This window comes from Dorea hominis (assembly GCF_014287705.1).
GTDB classification, from domain to species: domain Bacteria; phylum Bacillota; class Clostridia; order Lachnospirales; family Lachnospiraceae; genus Dorea_D; species Dorea_D hominis.
This window is the reverse complement of the sequence record NZ_JACOOY010000001.1, coordinates 46174-62621: the sequence shown is the minus strand read 5'-3', so window position 1 is coordinate 62621 and position 16448 is coordinate 46174. Positions and strand designations below refer to the sequence as shown.

At 42.1% G+C, this 16448-nt stretch carries 13 protein-coding genes and 1 tRNA gene; 12 read left to right on the top strand and 2 right to left on the bottom strand.

Annotated features, from left to right (window positions below; genetic code table 11):
- Positions 1–17: 17 nt before the first annotated feature.
- The 4 genes from tpiA (at position 18) to H8S07_RS00305 (ending at position 3756) form a co-directional block, all read left to right on the top strand.
- Entirely contained in the window at positions 18–767 is a 750-nt protein-coding gene (tpiA, locus tag H8S07_RS00320) for a triose-phosphate isomerase (protein ID WP_021860512.1), read from the top strand.
- 86 nt (positions 768–853) lie between these two features.
- Complete coding sequence (gene gpmI / locus H8S07_RS00315; protein WP_118287853.1) at positions 854–2392, top strand: 2,3-bisphosphoglycerate-independent phosphoglycerate mutase; 1539 nt, start codon at positions 854–856, stop codon at positions 2390–2392.
- The gene (locus H8S07_RS00310; RefSeq protein WP_118287854.1) at positions 2392–3093 is read left to right on the top strand and encodes a TraX family protein; all 702 of its coding nucleotides are present in this window, start codon (positions 2392–2394) and stop codon (positions 3091–3093) included. The genes gpmI and H8S07_RS00310 overlap by 1 nt, the downstream gene beginning before the upstream one ends.
- Positions 3094–3111: 18 nt before the next feature.
- Positions 3112–3756: an HAD family hydrolase gene (locus H8S07_RS00305; protein ID WP_118287855.1), complete on the top strand. Its 645-nt coding sequence runs from the start codon at positions 3112–3114 to the stop codon at positions 3754–3756.
- A gap of 94 nt (positions 3757–3850) precedes the next feature.
- On the opposite strand, the gene H8S07_RS00300 is transcribed toward H8S07_RS00305, so the two are convergent.
- Positions 3851–8095: a 2-hydroxyacyl-CoA dehydratase gene (locus tag H8S07_RS00300; RefSeq protein WP_118287856.1), complete on the bottom strand. Its 4245-nt coding sequence runs from the start codon at positions 8093–8095 to the stop codon at positions 3851–3853.
- A 223-nt stretch (positions 8096–8318) separates the two neighbouring features.
- Here H8S07_RS00300 and H8S07_RS00295 point away from each other — a divergent pair, with 223 nt between their 5' ends.
- The 6 genes from H8S07_RS00295 to H8S07_RS00270 all read left to right on the top strand — a co-directional run bounded on the left by H8S07_RS00295 (position 8319) and on the right by H8S07_RS00270 (position 13848).
- Positions 8319–9194 (top strand): hypothetical protein, encoded by an 876-nt coding sequence (locus H8S07_RS00295; RefSeq protein ID WP_021860507.1) that lies wholly within the window; start codon positions 8319–8321, stop codon positions 9192–9194.
- A 57-nt stretch (positions 9195–9251) separates the two neighbouring features.
- Positions 9252–10688 carry a pyruvate kinase gene (gene pyk / locus H8S07_RS00290; RefSeq protein ID WP_021860506.1) on the top strand — a complete coding sequence of 479 codons (1437 nt, stop codon included), beginning with the start codon at positions 9252–9254 and terminating at the stop codon, positions 10686–10688.
- 250 nt (positions 10689–10938) lie between these two features.
- Complete coding sequence (locus H8S07_RS00285; RefSeq protein WP_021860505.1) at positions 10939–11655, top strand: TrmB family transcriptional regulator; 717 nt, start codon at positions 10939–10941, stop codon at positions 11653–11655.
- Positions 11652–12923, top strand: coding sequence for a diaminopimelate decarboxylase (locus H8S07_RS00280; RefSeq protein WP_021860504.1), 1272 nt, complete (start codon positions 11652–11654; stop codon positions 12921–12923). The genes H8S07_RS00285 and H8S07_RS00280 overlap by 4 nt, the downstream gene beginning before the upstream one ends.
- Positions 12924–13011: 88 nt before the next feature.
- Complete coding sequence (locus H8S07_RS00275; protein WP_021860503.1) at positions 13012–13656, top strand: hypothetical protein; 645 nt, start codon at positions 13012–13014, stop codon at positions 13654–13656.
- A gap of 45 nt (positions 13657–13701) precedes the next feature.
- Positions 13702–13848 carry a hypothetical protein gene (locus tag H8S07_RS00270; protein ID WP_186855197.1) on the top strand — a complete coding sequence of 49 codons (147 nt, stop codon included), beginning with the start codon at positions 13702–13704 and terminating at the stop codon, positions 13846–13848.
- A gap of 88 nt (positions 13849–13936) precedes the next feature.
- Here H8S07_RS00270 and H8S07_RS00265 read toward each other — a convergent pair.
- Positions 13937–14019: transfer RNA gene (locus H8S07_RS00265), tRNA-Leu, on the bottom strand.
- Between the two features lie 136 nt (positions 14020–14155).
- Here H8S07_RS00265 and H8S07_RS00260 point away from each other — a divergent pair.
- Positions 14156–15613 carry a B12-binding domain-containing radical SAM protein gene (locus H8S07_RS00260; protein ID WP_186855196.1) on the top strand — a complete coding sequence of 486 codons (1458 nt, stop codon included), beginning with the start codon at positions 14156–14158 and terminating at the stop codon, positions 15611–15613.
- On the top strand, positions 15606–16448 hold the full coding sequence (locus tag H8S07_RS00255; protein WP_117537177.1) for a fumarate hydratase: 843 nt from the start codon (positions 15606–15608) through the stop codon (positions 16446–16448). The genes H8S07_RS00260 and H8S07_RS00255 overlap by 8 nt, the downstream gene beginning before the upstream one ends.

Sequence of the window (16448 nt, the reverse complement as noted above, 5' to 3'; positions counted from 1 at the left end):
ATTAGGGAGAGATAAAAATGGCTAGAAAGAAAATTGTAGCAGGAAACTGGAAAATGAACAAAACTCCAAGTGAAGCAGTTGCTTTGGTTGAAGAATTAAAACCATTAGTTGCTAACGAAGAAGTAGATGTTGTATTCTGCGTACCTGCAATTGATATCATTCCGGTTGTAGAAGCATGTAAAGGAAGCAACATTGAAGTCGGAGCAGAGAATATGTATTTTGAAGAAAGCGGAGCTTACACAGGAGAAATCTCTCCGGCAATGCTCACAGACGCTGGTGTTAAATATGTTGTTCTCGGCCACTCTGAGAGAAGAGAATATTTCGCAGAGACAAATGAGACTGTTAATAAAAAAGTCCTCAAAGCATTTGAACATGGTCTTACACCGATCATGTGTTGTGGAGAGACGCTTGAGCAGAGAGAACAGGGTGTAACAATGGATTTCATTCGCCAGCAGGTTAAAGTCGGATTCCAGAATGTTACAGCAGATCAGGCTAAGACAGCAGTTATCGCTTATGAGCCAATCTGGGCAATCGGAACAGGTAAGACAGCTACAACAGAGCAGGCTGAAGAAGTATGCGCAGGAATCCGTGCATGCATCGCTGAAGTATATGACGAGGCAACAGCAGAAGCAATCCGCATCCAGTATGGTGGATCTGTAAATGCAGGAAATGCTGCTGAATTATTTGCACAGGCAGATATCGACGGTGGTCTTGTCGGTGGAGCTTCCCTGAAAGCTGACTTTGGCAAGATTGTAAATTACAAATAATAAGTATTTTGACTGCTTCGATTTCTGTATGCAGGAATCGAAGCAGTTTTTAATTGCAAAAAACGAGAAAGGAGATACAATATTTTATGAGTAAAAAACCAACAGTTTTAATGATTTTGGATGGTTATGGATTAAATGAGAATACAAACGGTAATGCAGTCGCGCAGGCAGCCACACCGGTTATGGATAAATTAATGGCAGAATATCCTTTTGTAAAAGGAAATGCAAGCGGAATGGCAGTAGGTCTTCCGGATGGACAGATGGGTAACTCAGAAGTCGGACATCTGAATATGGGAGCCGGAAGAATCGTATATCAGGATCTGACAAAGATCACAAAAGCAATCCAGGATGGAGACTTCTTTGAAAATAAAGCGCTTCTTGCTGCGTGCGAGAATGTGAAGAATAATGGCAGCGCACTGCATCTTTTCGGACTGGTATCTGATGGTGGAGTACACAGTCATAATTCACATATTTACGGACTTCTGGAACTGGCAAAGAGACAGGGCATCGAGAAAGTATATGTACACTGCTTCCTGGATGGACGTGACACACCACCGGCATCCGGTAAAGAATATGTAGAAGAACTGGAAGCTAAGATGAAAGAAATCGGTGTAGGTAAAGTTGCATCGGTTATGGGACGTTACTATGCTATGGATCGTGATAACCGCTGGGATCGTGTCGAGAAAGCATACCGTGCACTTGTCTGCGGTGAAGGCGAGCAGGCAGTAAGCGGACCGGAAGGAATCAAGGCTTCTTACGACAAAGATACAACAGATGAATTTGTTCTGCCGACCGTTGTTGTTGAAGACGGGAAACCGGTTGCAACGATTAAAAATGATGATTCTGTTATTTTCTTTAACTTCCGTCCGGATCGTGCAAGAGAGATCACAAGAACTTTCTGTGATGACGCATTTGACGGATTTGAGAGAGGCGACAGAGTAAAAACAACATTTGTATGCTTTACAGAATATGATGTTACGATCGAAAATAAACTGGTTGCATTTGTCAAAGAAGAGATTACAAATACATTCGGTGAGTATCTGGCTGCACACGGTCTGAAACAGGCACGTATTGCAGAGACAGAGAAATATGCACATGTAACATTCTTTTTCAATGGCGGAGTGGAAGAACCGAATGAGGGCGAAGACAGAATTCTCGTTAAATCTCCAAAAGTAGCAACTTATGATCTGAAACCGGAGATGAGTGCATACGAAGTATGCGACAAATTAACAACTGCGATCAAATCTGATAAGTATGATGTTATCATCATCAACTTTGCAAATCCGGATATGGTAGGACATACCGGAGTACAGGAAGCTGCGATTAAGGCAGTGGAAGCAGTTGATGAGTGTGTTGGCAAGGCGGTGGAAGCTTTGAAAGAAGTTAACGGACAGATGTTCATCTGTGCTGATCACGGAAATGCAGAACAGCTCATTGATTATGAGACAGGAGAACCATTTACCGCCCACACAACAAACCCGGTACCGTTTATCCTTGTAAATGCTGATCCGGCTTACAAATTAAGAGAAGGTGGATGCCTGGCTGATATCGCTCCAACACTGATCGAATTAATGGGTATGGAGCAGCCAAAAGAGATGAATGGCGCTTCTTTACTGGTGAAATAATGAACCGTGATACATGTAAATACATTGCAATTCTGACAATGGTTTGCAATCATATTGCCCGGATGTTCTTGACACCGGGCAATTTTTTATATGAGAGCTTAAGCGACATCGGATATTTTGCAGCAATGACCATGTGCTATTTTCTTGTGGAAGGGTATTATTACACGAGAAGCCGGAAAAATTATGCAGGAAGATTACTTGTTTTTGCAGTCCTTTCGCAGATTCCATATAGTATGGCGTTTCGGGATGGACAGTTAAATATGCTGTTTACATTGCTTTTATGCCTGGCGGTTCCGGAGCTTATAGAACGCCCGATGGCAGAGTGGGAACACAGGATTTCTCTGGTTCTGATTTTTGCAACCAGTTTCTTTTGTTGTTGGAAATTAATTGCGCCACTTGGCGTGTATTTATTTGTCCGTTATCGTGGTAGGAAAAAAGAGCTTGCAAAGAGTTATGTGATCGTGATAATTTTATTTATGATTTTAAATTTCAGTACCTATATAAGTGCGCATGGAATTTTTAAAGCGGCATGCCTCGCCTGCGGAAACGGACTTGGAATCGCCTTGTCCGGGATTATACTTTTGTGCTATTATAATGGAAATCAGATGACAAAGTTCAGAAAGTGGAACCGGTGGTTTTTCTATATATTTTATCCGGTGCATTTGCTGATTCTATGTCTGATTCGCTATATGATAAAATAAATCAGGGGGAAGAAGCTCATGGAATATAACACATTTTTATTTGACCTGGACGGGACATTAATTGATTCGTCAGAAGGGATTATCAATTCAGTTATTTATGCGTTGAAGAAATTCGGAATCGAGGAGACGGAACGTGAGAAACTGTATGCGTTTATCGGACCGCCGCTTACGGAATCTTTTACAAAATATTATGGATTTTCTGAAGAAGAAAGCTGGAAAGCGGTTGACGCTTACCGCGAGTATTATCAGGACAAAGGCATTTTTGAGTGTAAGCTGTATGATAGGATACCTGATGTGCTGAAAGCCGTTAAACAAGCAGGAAAAAAAGCTCTGGTGGTAACTTCCAAACCGGAAGTATATGCAAAACAGATTATGGATCATTTCTCGCTTACGCCGTATTTCACATACGTTGCCGGAATGGAACTGGATGGTGGCAGAGGGACGAAGGCGGAAGTGATAGAATATGCTTTTCGTGAAAATGGCATTACAGATCTGAAAAATGTGCTTATGATCGGAGACAGAGAATATGATGTTATCGGCGCGCATAAGATTGGAATAGACTGTCTTGGCATTTTATATGGATTCGGAGACAAAGAAGAATTTGCACAGGCAGGAGCCGATTATGTAGAGGCAGATGTTGCGGATATACTGAAATATGTATGATGCCGTAATTTCTGGTGTAATTGGAAATAAAAAATGACACAGAGAATAAATTAAAAGTAATTTTTCTCTGTGTCGTTTTTATATTGAAACTTTATTACTGATTTAAATTCTTATTAGCCGTAGACAGCATCAGTTTGATACGGTTCAGCTGGTTTACTTCACTGGCGCCCGGATCAAAGTCGATAGCGACAATGTTGGACTGTGGGTAGCGTCTGCGCAGTTCCTTGATAACGCCTTTTCCTACGACGTGGTTTGGCAGGCAGGCAAACGGCTGTGTACACACAATGTTCGGTGCGTCACTGTGGATCAACTCTAACATCTCGCCGGTCAGGAACCAGCCTTCACCGGTCTGGTTTCCGAGAGATACGATCTTGGAAGCCATCTTGCCAAGATTTTCGATCTTAGCCGGTGGATCGAAGTGTTTACTTGCTTTGAATGCCTCTGTTGCCGGTGCACGAAACCACTCCAGTGCCTTGATACCAAGATTGCCGAGTGTGGCTTTGGATTTCTTAAATCCAAGTTTTTCTACCTTGAAGTTCTGGTTATAGAAGCAATAAAGCAGGAAGTCCAGAAGATCCGGAACAACAGCTTCGGCACCTTCACTTTCCAGAAGTTCTACAAGATAGTTGTTTGCCGCCGGAAGGAATTTGACAAGAATTTCTCCAACAACACCGACACGCGGTTTCTTAATATCCAACAGTTTAATGTTGTTGTCAAAGTCTTCGATGATCTCACGGCACAGTTTCTTGAATTTGCGTCTGGACGGATATCCGGAAGATAAAAAGTCAATGCAGACTTTCTTCCATTTCTCATGCATGGCATTTACAGCACCTTTTTCGGCTTCGTAAGGGCGAAGTCTGTAAGTACATTTCATGAAAATATCTCCAAATATAGCCGCATATACGCCACGGAGTGCGAGAGAAGGTGTAATCTTAAATCCAGGGTTGCCTTCCAGTCCGCTTAAGTTGATGGAAATTACCGGAATATGTGCATAACCGGCTTTCTTAAGGGCACGGCGGATAAATCCGATATAGTTCGAAGCACGGCATCCACCACCGGTCTGGCTGATGATCACAGCAATCTTTTCAGTATCGTATTTGCCGGAAAGAATTGCCTCCATGATCTGTCCGACAACCATCAGAGATGGGTAACATGCATCATTATTTACATATTTAAGTCCTACGTCAACAGCCTGTTTGTTGTCATTCGGAAGTACTTCGATGTTATATCCGGAAGCACGGAATGCAGGCTCCAGAAGTTCAAAGTGGATTGGTGACATCTGCGGGCAGAGGATCGTATAGTCTTTACGCATTTCCTTTGTGAAGGAAACTTTCTTGATCGCGGAAGACTGGATATGTCTTTCGTCTTTTCTCTGTTCTCTGACACGGATCGCAGCCAGCAGAGAGCGGACACGGATACGTGCAGCACCTAAGTTATTTACTTCGTCAATCTTCAGAGAAGTATAAATCTTATCTGAATTTGTAAGGATCTCAGCAACCTGATCTGTCGTAACAGCATCTAGTCCACAGCCGAAAGAGTTAAGTTGGATGAGATCCAGATTATCTACTGTCTTCACATAGTTTGCGGCTGCATAAAGGCGGGAGTGATACATCCACTGATCCATAACATTTAATGGACGCTCGACAGGATTCAGATGAGAAATCGAATCTTCTGTCAGAACTGCAATGTTATAGGAGTTGATCAGTTCCGGGATACCGTGGTTGACTTCTGGATCAATGTGATATGGACGTCCTGCAAGGACAATGCCGCGGTTGCCGGTCTCTTTAAGAAATTTAATTGTCTCTTCGCCTTTTCTGCGCATATCTTCACGACATGCTTTTAATTCTTCCCATGCTGCATGTACAGCAGTGTCGATCTCAGCTCCGGAAATATCAAATCTTTCGCAGAGTTCTTCTTTTAAACGATAGCGGATCGTCTCTTCGCTTTGCAGGGAGAGGAACGGATGAATGAAATTCACTTCGCCCTGGACGATCGCATCAATATTATTCTTAATATTCTCCGGGTAGGAGGTTACGATCGGACAGTTATAGTGGTTATTTGCTTCTTCAAACTCATTGCGCTCATAAGGAATACTTGGATAGAAAATATTCTGTACGCCCTGGTTGATCAGCCACTGTACATGTCCGTGCGCAAGTTTCGCCGGATAACATTCGGATTCACTCGGTATGGACTCAATTCCCAGTTCATAAATCTTACGTGTAGAAGCAGGAGAGAGCACAACGGAAAATCCTAATGTATTGAAAAATGTAAACCAGAACGGATAGTTCTCATACATATTCAGTACACGTGGGATACCGATCGTACCGCGTTTTGCATCCTCGGCTTTTAATGGTTCATAATTAAAATAACGTTCTAATTTGTAAGCAAAAAGGTTTGGAAGGTTATTTTTTGATTTTTCTTTGCCCAGTCCTTTTTCACAGCGGTTTCCTGTAATAAATCTGCGTCCGCCGCTGAAATGATTGATCGTCAGACGGCAGTTATTTGTACATCCTCGACATTTAGTCATTGTTGTAGAGTATTCTAGCGCTTCAATGTCCTCAATGGAAAGCATCGTAGTACCTTCACAGTCAACATAACGTTCTCTGGCAATGAGGGCAGCTCCGAATGCTCCCATGATACCGGCAATATCCGGACGTACGGCTTTGCAGTTTGCGATTTTCTCAAAACTTCTGAGAACGGCATTGTTATAGAAAGTTCCTCCCTGCACAACAATATGCTCACCGAGCTCGGATGCGTCGGAAACTTTGATTACTTTAAACAATGCGTTTTTGATAACGGAATAAGCAAGACCGGCAGAAATATCGGAAACTTCTGCGCCCTCTTTCTGCGCCTGTTTTACTTTGGAATTCATAAATACCGTACAGCGGGTTCCGAGGTCGATCGGATTTCTTGCAAATAATGCTTCCTGTGCAAAATCTTCTACACTGTAGTTCAATGATTTTGCAAATGTCTCGATGAAAGAACCGCATCCGGAAGAGCATGCTTCATTGAGCTGTACACTGTCAACTGTATGGTTCTTGATCTTAATACATTTCATATCCTGACCACCGATGTCAAGGATACAGTCTACATCCGGCTCAAAAAAGGATGCAGCATAGTAGTGGGAAACTGTCTCTACTTCTCCCTCGTCCAGCAGAAGAGCAGCTTTGATCAGCGCTTCGCCATATCCGGTCGAGCAGGAGTGAACAATCTCAACACCTTCCGGCAGTTTACTGTAAATATCCTTGATCGCACGGATTGTTGTACCAAGCGGATCTCCTTCGTTATTATGATAGAAAGAATAAAGCAGTGTGCCGTCTTCGCCGACAAGAGCAGCCTTTGTAGTTGTTGAACCGGCATCGATTCCCAGGAATGCTTTTCCTTTATAAGAGGCAAGGTCGCCCATCGGTACCTGGTCTTTGTCGTGACGTTCTTTAAATTCTTTGAAATCCTGTTCCGTTGCAAATAATGGTTCCATACGTTCTACTTCAAATTCCATCTGGATCTTGCCTTCCAGACGCTTTTGCATCTCCTGTAAGGAAACGTGCAGGTCTTTTTTTGAATTCAGTGCAGAACCAATCGCTGCAAATAAATGTGAATGGTGAGGAGCAATCGTATGCTCATCATCCAGTTTTAAAGTACGGATAAATGCTTCCTTTAACTCGGAAAGGAAGTGTAACGGTCCACCTAAGAAGGCAACGTGACCACGAATCGGCTTTCCGCAGGCAAGACCACTGATGGTCTGGTTGACAACAGCCTGAAAAATAGAAGCAGCCAGGTCTTCTTTGGAGGCTCCTTCGTTAATAAGTGGCTGGATATCCGATTTGGCAAATACACCGCATCTCGCGGCAATCGTGTAAAGCGCCTGATAATTCTTTGCATATTCATTAAGACCAGAAGCATCTGTCTGTAACAGAGAAGCCATCTGATCAATGAAAGAACCGGTACCACCGGCGCAGACACCGTTCATACGCTGCTCTACATTGCCGCCTTCAAAATAAATAATCTTAGCATCTTCTCCGCCAAGCTCAATCGCAACGTCTGTCTGTGGTGCGTAATCCTGTAATGCTGTAGATACGGCAATAACTTCCTGGACGAACGGCACTTTCAGATGTTTGGCAAGTGTCAGTCCGCCGGAACCGGTAATGACCGGGGATGCGTAAACAGGTCCGACTTTATAAATGGCACGTCCTAACAGATCGGACAGTGTCTCCTGGATATTAGCAAAATGTCTCTCATAATCAGAAAAGACTACTTCATTATCAGAATCTAACAAAGCAATCTTCACGGTAGTAGAACCAATATCGATCCCCAGTGTGTATACTTCGTTTTGGCTCATAATATGTACTCCTTATCTAGTTAAATATATGTATTCTTTCTTATTAAATGCATGTAAGCTTAATAGACTGTAACATTATACGACAAAAAAATCAAAAAGACAATTAACAAATGTTATAGAATTGTAAAAAAGCTGTGAAACTTATATGACAGAATTGACAAACATTTTTGAAGCCGTTAGAATGAGAGTCATGATAAGAAAAAGGAGTATAGAAGATTAGATTATGAACTGGTTAGATAAATTAGAGAGAAAGTTTGGCAGGTATGCCATTGACAATCTGATGCTTTACATAGTAATATTGTATGGTTTCGGGTTTATACTTGACATGGTGAATCCAACATTTTATTCTACATGGCTGAGCCTGGATGCTCCGGCAATCTTACATGGTCAGGTGTGGAGAGTTATTACATTTATTATTGATCCGCCGAGTACAAGCCTTATCTGGGTGGCATTTGCATTAATGCTGTATTATTTTATTGGAAAGCAGCTTGAAGCAGCATGGGGAGCGTTCCGATTTAATGTATATTTCTTTGCGGGAGTACTGTTCCATGTGATTGCAGCGATCCTTGTCTATCTGATTACGGGTATTTCCATGCATCTTGATACAGCGTATCTGAATATGTCGTTGTTTTTTGTATTCGCATTTCTGTATCCGGACGTACAGTTCCTGGTATGGTTTGTCATTCCGGTAAAAGCAAAATGGCTTGCATGGCTTGACGGTGCATTTTTCCTTTACGGGATTGCACAGGCGTTTATTCCAAGTTATGGCGGAAATGCCGTTTATGGCATTTATTATAAAGCAAATGCGCTTGCTGCATTTGTGTCGATTCTTAACTTCCTGCTGTTTTTCTTGAGTTCAAGAAAGACAAGAGCATACAGCCCGAAGCAGATGAAACGCAAGAGAGATTTTCAGAAGAATGTAAGACAGGCGCGTTCGACACAGAATCCGTATGCGACAGGTGGTGCAAAGCACAGATGTGCAGTATGCGGGCGGACCGAATTAGATGATCCGAATCTTGAATTTCGGTATTGTTCAAAATGCCACGGCAACTATGAATATTGCCAGGAGCATTTGTTCACACATATACATGTTCAGTAAATGAACAATAGTAAATTTAGTAAATGAAGTAAATGGGAAAGGATGAAGAGGTTTATTATGAAGAAAACAAAGATTGTATGCACAATGGGACCAAATACAAATAACGAAGATACAATGCGTGCACTTGTACGCAATGGAATGGATATTGCAAGATTTAATTTTTCACACGGAGATCATGAAGAGCAGAAGTTCCGTATGGATATGCTGAAGAGAATCCGTGAAGAAGAAGGCAAGCCGATCGCAATCCTCCTGGATACAAAGGGACCGGAGATCCGTACCGGTGTTCTGAAAGACGGTAAGAAAGTACATTTAAAAGAAGGCGAGACATTTACTCTGACAACAACAGAATGTGTTGGAGATGAGACAAAGACTTACATCACATACGAAGGACTTGTCAATGACGTGCAGATCGGAAGTACAATTTTGATCGATGACGGACTGATCGAACTGAAAGTTAAAGACAAAGGAAATGATGAGATTGTCTGTAAAGTCATCAACGGTGGTGAGCTTGGTGAGAAGAAGGGAGTCAACGTGCCGAATGTACCGGTCAGACTTCCGGCTATTACAGAAAAAGACAGAGACGATATCAAATTCGGTGTAGAACAGGGTGTTGATTTTATCGCAGCTTCTTTTGTAAGAAATGCAGAGTGTATTTTGGAAATCAAAGCAGTATTGAAGCAGTGCAATGCACCTTATATTCCAATCATTGCAAAGATTGAGAACGCAGAAGGAATTAAGAATATTGATGAGATCATCCGCTGCGCAGATGGAATCATGGTTGCCCGTGGAGATCTTGGTGTAGAGATTCCGGCAGAAGAAGTTCCGTATTTACAGAAATTGATGATCCAGAAATGTAATGATAATTTTAAACCGGTTATTACTGCAACACAGATGCTGGATTCCATGATTCGTAACCCACGTCCGACAAGAGCGGAAGTGACAGATGTTGCCAATGCTGTATATGATGGAACAGATGCAGTAATGTTATCCGGTGAGACTGCACAGGGTAAATATCCGGTTGAGGCATTGCAGATGATGGTCCATATTGTAGAAAGCACAGAAGAGCATCTGGAATACGATTCTATTCTGAGAAAAGCTGAAGAACACCGTATGAAGAGTGCATCCAGCGCATTAGGACATGCAACCGTTACAACAGCAACGAACTTAAGAGCGAAATGCATTATTACTCCGACTGTATCCGGAGCAACTGCAAGAGTGGTATCCAAGTTCAAACCAAAGACAAATATTATCGGTGTAAGCCCGAACGAGGCAACTCTCCGCAGAATGCAGATTTACTGGGGTGTACAGCCACTGAAATCTATTGAAGTAACGACAACAGAAGATATCTGTACAGGGGCGATTGATCTTGTATGCGCAAAACAGCTTGCAGAGACAGGAGATATCGTAATCCTGACAGCAGGAATCCCTTCTCCAAATGTTGGAGCACAGAAGAGCGGATTCAGTAATATGATGCGTATTGCAATTATTGATTAAGATTATATTCTATTCTATATGTGAACAAGTGGGAAATTGCAGTTAAGCAAAGCGTGAAGCAATCTGCAAGTATTCAGATAACAAATATTTAGAAGTAGAAGTGAAAAAGGATAAACGAATGACGGTAACCAGAGTAACCGACATCGTTTATCCTTTTTTGATAAAATTTTCCAGTAGTATCCGTTGACATACGATAAAATATGCTATATAGTGTTCCCGTGGAGAACTACTAAAGAATAAAGGTGGAGTTATGGAACATACATCATTTGTTGAAAGATTAATGGATTTTGGACTGACCAGACAGGAGGCCGGTATTTACGAGTGCTTGCTCAGAGAAGGCAAAACAACCGGATATGAAGTCGCGAAACAGCTTGGAATTTCCCGGTCGAATGCTTACAATTCGCTGGCGAGCATGACAGAGAAGGGTGCGGCATATCTAGTTGAAGAAGGTACAACTAAGAAATATGTTCCGGTTGTGCTGGATGAGTTTTGCAAGAACCGTATCCGGCATATGGAAGAGAACAAGAAGTGGCTGTGCAAGCACAGACCGCTGGAGAAGGAGCATGTCGAAGGATATATTACGATCGAAGGTTCGGAAAATGTGCTGGATAAGATGCGTAACCTGCTGGAAGATGCCAGAGAACGGGTGTACGTATCCTGTACACGTAACTATCTGCTCCTATTTGTAAAAGAGTTAGAAGAGCTGATTGATGCGAAGAGAAAAGTTGTGATCGTTACGGATCAGCCGGTCAACTACGAAGGGGCAAAGGTTTATATCGGTGAACAGCGAGGCACATCAATCGGTGTGATCACAGATTCTAAGTATGTACTGACCGGAGAATATGGGGAAGGCAGTATGAATACATGCCTCTATTCCGGACAGAAGAACTTTGTTGAGTTATATAAACGTACACTGGCGAATGAAATAGAATTACTTGCAATGAAGAAGGAGAATGAGAAGCGATGAAAAAAATACCATTTGTAACAAAAGAACAGCTTGATGAGATTGTAAAAGAATATCCGACTCCATTTCATCTTTATGATGAAAAAGGGATCCGCGAGAATGCAAAAGCATTAAAAGAAGCATTTTCATGGAACCAAGGATACAAAGAATATTTTGCTGTAAAGGCAACTCCGAACCCATTCCTGATTAATATTCTGAGAGAATATGGATGTGGATGCGACTGTTCCTCTTATACAGAGCTGATGCTGTCAGAGGCAATCGGAGCAAGAGGAAATGACATCATGTTTTCGTCCAATGATACACCGGCAGAAGAGTTCAAAAAAGCAGAAGAATTAGGTGCGATCATCAACCTGGATGATATTACACATATTGATTTTCTTGAGAAAGCAATCGGACATATTCCGGAGACGATCAGCTGCCGATACAATCCGGGCGGACTTTTCAAAATCAGTAATGACATCATGGACAATCCGGGAGATTCCAAGTATGGAATGACAACGGAGCAGATTTTCGAGGCATTTAAGATTTTGAAAGCAAAAGGTGCGAAAGAATTCGGTATTCATGCATTCCTGGCAAGTAATACCGTTACGAATGAATATTATCCGATGCTTGCGAAAGTTCTTTTTGAAGTGGCTGTCAAATTACAAAAAGAAACAGGCGTTCATATTAAATTTATTAACTTATCCGGTGGTGTCGGCATCCCTTACAACCCGGATCAGGAGCCAAATGACATCCGTGTGATCGGAGAAGGCGTAAGACGTGTGTATGAAGAAGTGCTTACACCGGCAGGAATGGGTGATGTTGAGATTTACACAGAGCTTGGACGTTTCATGATGGGACCGTATGGCTGCCTCGTTACAAAAGCAATCCATGAGAAACATACATACAAAGAATACATTGGTGTAGATGCATGTGCTGTAAACTTAATGCGTCCGGCAATGTACGGTGCTTATCATCATATTACAGTTATGGGCAAAGAGAACAAACCATGCAACTGCAAATATGATGTCACAGGCTCTCTCTGTGAAAATAATGATAAATTTGCAATCGACCGTATGCTCCCGAAGATCGATATTGGAGACCTGCTTGTAATCCATGATACCGGCGCACACGGATTTGCAATGGGATACAATTACAATGGCAAATTAAAATCAGCAGAAGTGTTACTGAAAGAAGACGGCACAGCACAGCTCATTCGACGCGCTGAGACACCAAAGGACTATTTTGCGACATTTGACTGTTTTGATATCGGAAAAAAACTGGTAAAATAAACGGATACATATTGAAAACTTCCATCCTGTAAGGTATCGTAAAGACAGGCTATAAGCGATAGCTTACGGGAAAATGGAGGAAAAAGATATGAGTAGAAAGATGGTTCTTAAAAAATATGGAAGTATTTTCATTGTCTGCATACTGCTTGTGGGACTCCTGTCCGGCTGCGGGATGCGTGAAAAAGACGCAAAAGCCTATGTGACGGCAACACTGGATGCCAGTTATAAAGGGAAGTTCAAGGAATACAAGAAGCAGACAGATGCTACAGAGAAAGAAGTAAAGAACTTATATCAGGAAAATATTGATACGATGATGCAGAGCAGTGGCCTGGACAGTATAGGTGCTTCCGAAAAGATGACAGAGAAGTTCCGGCTGCTGTTTCAGGATATTTTAAAAGCAGCGAATTACAAAGTGCAGAGCGCCGAGAAGACAGACAACGGATTTACAGTGAAAGTAAAAGTGAAACCGCTTAAGTGCTTCTCAGGATTACAGGACGAGCTGACGAAGAAGCTGGAAGCGAAGATGAAGACGTTAAAGAAGATTCCGTCAGACGATAAGCTCAATGAGTTGATGCTGCAGGAAATGTATGATCTCATGGCTGACAAGCTTAAAAATCCGGAGTATGGGAAAGCGGAAGTTCGTAAAGTCCAGATTGAGAAGGACGATGATGGCGTGTATTCCATCCGGGAGAAAGATCTGACTTCGCTGGATGCGGCAATGTTCCCTATGTAGATAAGAAAGGCGGTGCATTACAAAAAGAGCATGGATACACAATTCATGATATTTATGCGCTTCCGGAAGGAAAAGGTACTGGTGTATTCATTTGGCATGCAGGAGAATTTCATGCAGTATTCTTTCAATGAGATGATACCGGTAGGAATTTATCCGGGATTTGAGATTCGGATAGCGGATTTATTGAAATGATTTGAAATAGTGGAATATACAAAAACAAGAAGCTTTATGTAAAGAAAAAGCAGTAATGACAAAAAATCATTACTGCTTTTTATCTGCCTGCGGATAGTGGGACTTGAACCCACACGAAGTCACCCTCGCAAGATTTTGAGTCTTGTGCGTCTGCCATTCCGCCATATCCGCATACTTGTTACTCAAAGTAACAAAATTATGATAATGTATTTTGAAACGAATGTCAAGAAAATTCTTTATAAAAATAGAAAAGAGGCTTATAATAATAACGGCAAACGAGAAAAGACAGGGTGGAGGAAAGAAACAGATGAAAATTCGTTTTATTGAGCCGGGCAATCGCCCGTATAAACCCACAATTTTAAATTATTTCGTATATGACCGCTATATCCGCACACCGTCGGTGGGCTTAAATACACTTGCGACGATTGTGAAGCGGGAGTATCCGGATACTTATATGTACAGTGAGTCGATTTCTAAGATTCCGATGAAGGATCTTCAGGATGCGAATATTATATTTATCAGCATTTTTACTTATGCGGCGGTTCGCGGGTATCAGATCGCAACATATTTGAAGGAGCATACGAATGCAACCATTGTGATGGGTGGGTTACATGCATCCATGAATGTGAAAGAAGCAGTGAACTATTGCGATTATGTGATGCTGGGTGAAGGTGATGAGACGATTCTTCCACTTATAAAAATGATACAGGAGAAAAAGAAACCGGATACGGCTGGATACGCCTGGCTGGAAGAGGGAAAATTTTACAGCACAGGAAAGCCGGTTCCGCCGGAAAATATCGATGTGATTCCGGACAGAAGTCTGATTCATAATTATAAGAAGATGACAAAACATATGACGATTTGGCCGCAGGTACATGCCTCTAGAGGATGTCCGCATAACTGCGACTACTGTGCGCTTGTGAAACATTTTGGCAGATGTGTCAGAAAACGTACACCGGAAAATATTATAGAAGATATTAAATATTCCATTGATTTTTTTGAAAAAGGAAATCACAGAATTGTGCAGGATTTGTGGATCACGGATGATAATTTCTTTGCTGACCAGAAATGGGCAATGGAAGTCCTGCATGCGATCATAGACAGCGGAATCAAATATCGTTTTAATATCCAGGCAAGATATGAAGTGGGTTTCGATGATGAGATGTTAGAGCTGTTAAAGAAAGCTGGATTTTTTGAGCTAGATATGGGTATCGAGTTTATTGATGATGCATCTTTTGAAACTTATCACAAAAAGAGTACAAGAAAAGAGATTGAAAAATCTATCCGCAATATCCAGAAACATGGACTGAGCGTGCGCGGATTATTTATTCTTGGGTCGGACAATCAGAAAAAGGGTTGTGGAAAAGAACTGGCGGATTTCGTGATCCGCAATCATATTCAGGGCGTACTGATCCAGAGCATGTATTTTGTACCGGGGACACCGGCATATGAGGCAAATAAAGACCGTCTGATACATAGAAACTGGGCAAAATATAATGGAAATACGGTACATTATCCAAAGCAGATGACACCGTACGAACTTCAGCTTGAACAGATAGATGCCAGCAGACGGATTTATTCCGTGAGACGGCTGATCGGAGCATGGCTTAAAGAAGACTGGATGCATAAAGTTTTATTTACAGGAGAATTTTTCTGGCATATGAGTACCCGGTATGATCTGAAAAAAGAATTGAAAAATCTGCCAAAAGAGAATATGATAGAAAAAGTGAATAAAAATGCAATGGAGGTACTGCATAATGCGTGAAATTGATGTAGCAAAAATTACAGAAGTTGTAGAAAAATTATGCATTCAGGCGAACCAGTTTCTTCCGGAAGATGTGAAAGGTGCAATCGAGAAGTGCCGTGCATGTGAAGACTGGGAGATTGCGCAAGGCGTGTTAGACAATATTATAGAGAATTATGAGATTGCAGGTGCACAGGAAGTACCGATCTGTCAGGATACCGGTATGGCATGTGTCTTCCTTGAAATCGGACAGGATGTACACCTGACAGGCGGTGATCTTACAGAAGCGGTAAATGAAGGCGTAAGAAGAGGATATGACAAGGGTTATCTGCGCAAATCTGTTGTGAAAGATCCTGTGCGCAGAGGAAATACCGGAGATAATACACCGGCAATGCTCTACACGGAGATCGTTCCTGGAGAACAGGTGAAGATCACAGTAGGCCCGAAGGGATTTGGCAGTGAAAATATGAGCCAGATCCGTATGTTCAAGCCATCTGCAGGACTGCAGGGCATCAAAGATTTTATTCTGGAAGTCGTTGAGACAGCAGGACCGAATCCATGTCCGCCAATGGTGATCGGTGTCGGAATCGGAGGTACGTTTGACAAAGCGGCACTTCTTGCGAAGAAAGCGCTGATGCGTCCGGTAGATTCCAAAAATTCGGATCCATACTATGCAGATTTGGAAGAAGAGATGCTTGAAAAGGTCAATGAGCTTGGAATCGGACCACAGGGATTTGGCGGTCGTACGACAGCAATCGGGCTGAATATCGAGACATTGCCAACGCATATCGCAGGTATGCCTTGTGCAGTCAATATCAACTGCCATGTGACCAGACATAAAACGGAGGTGATCTAA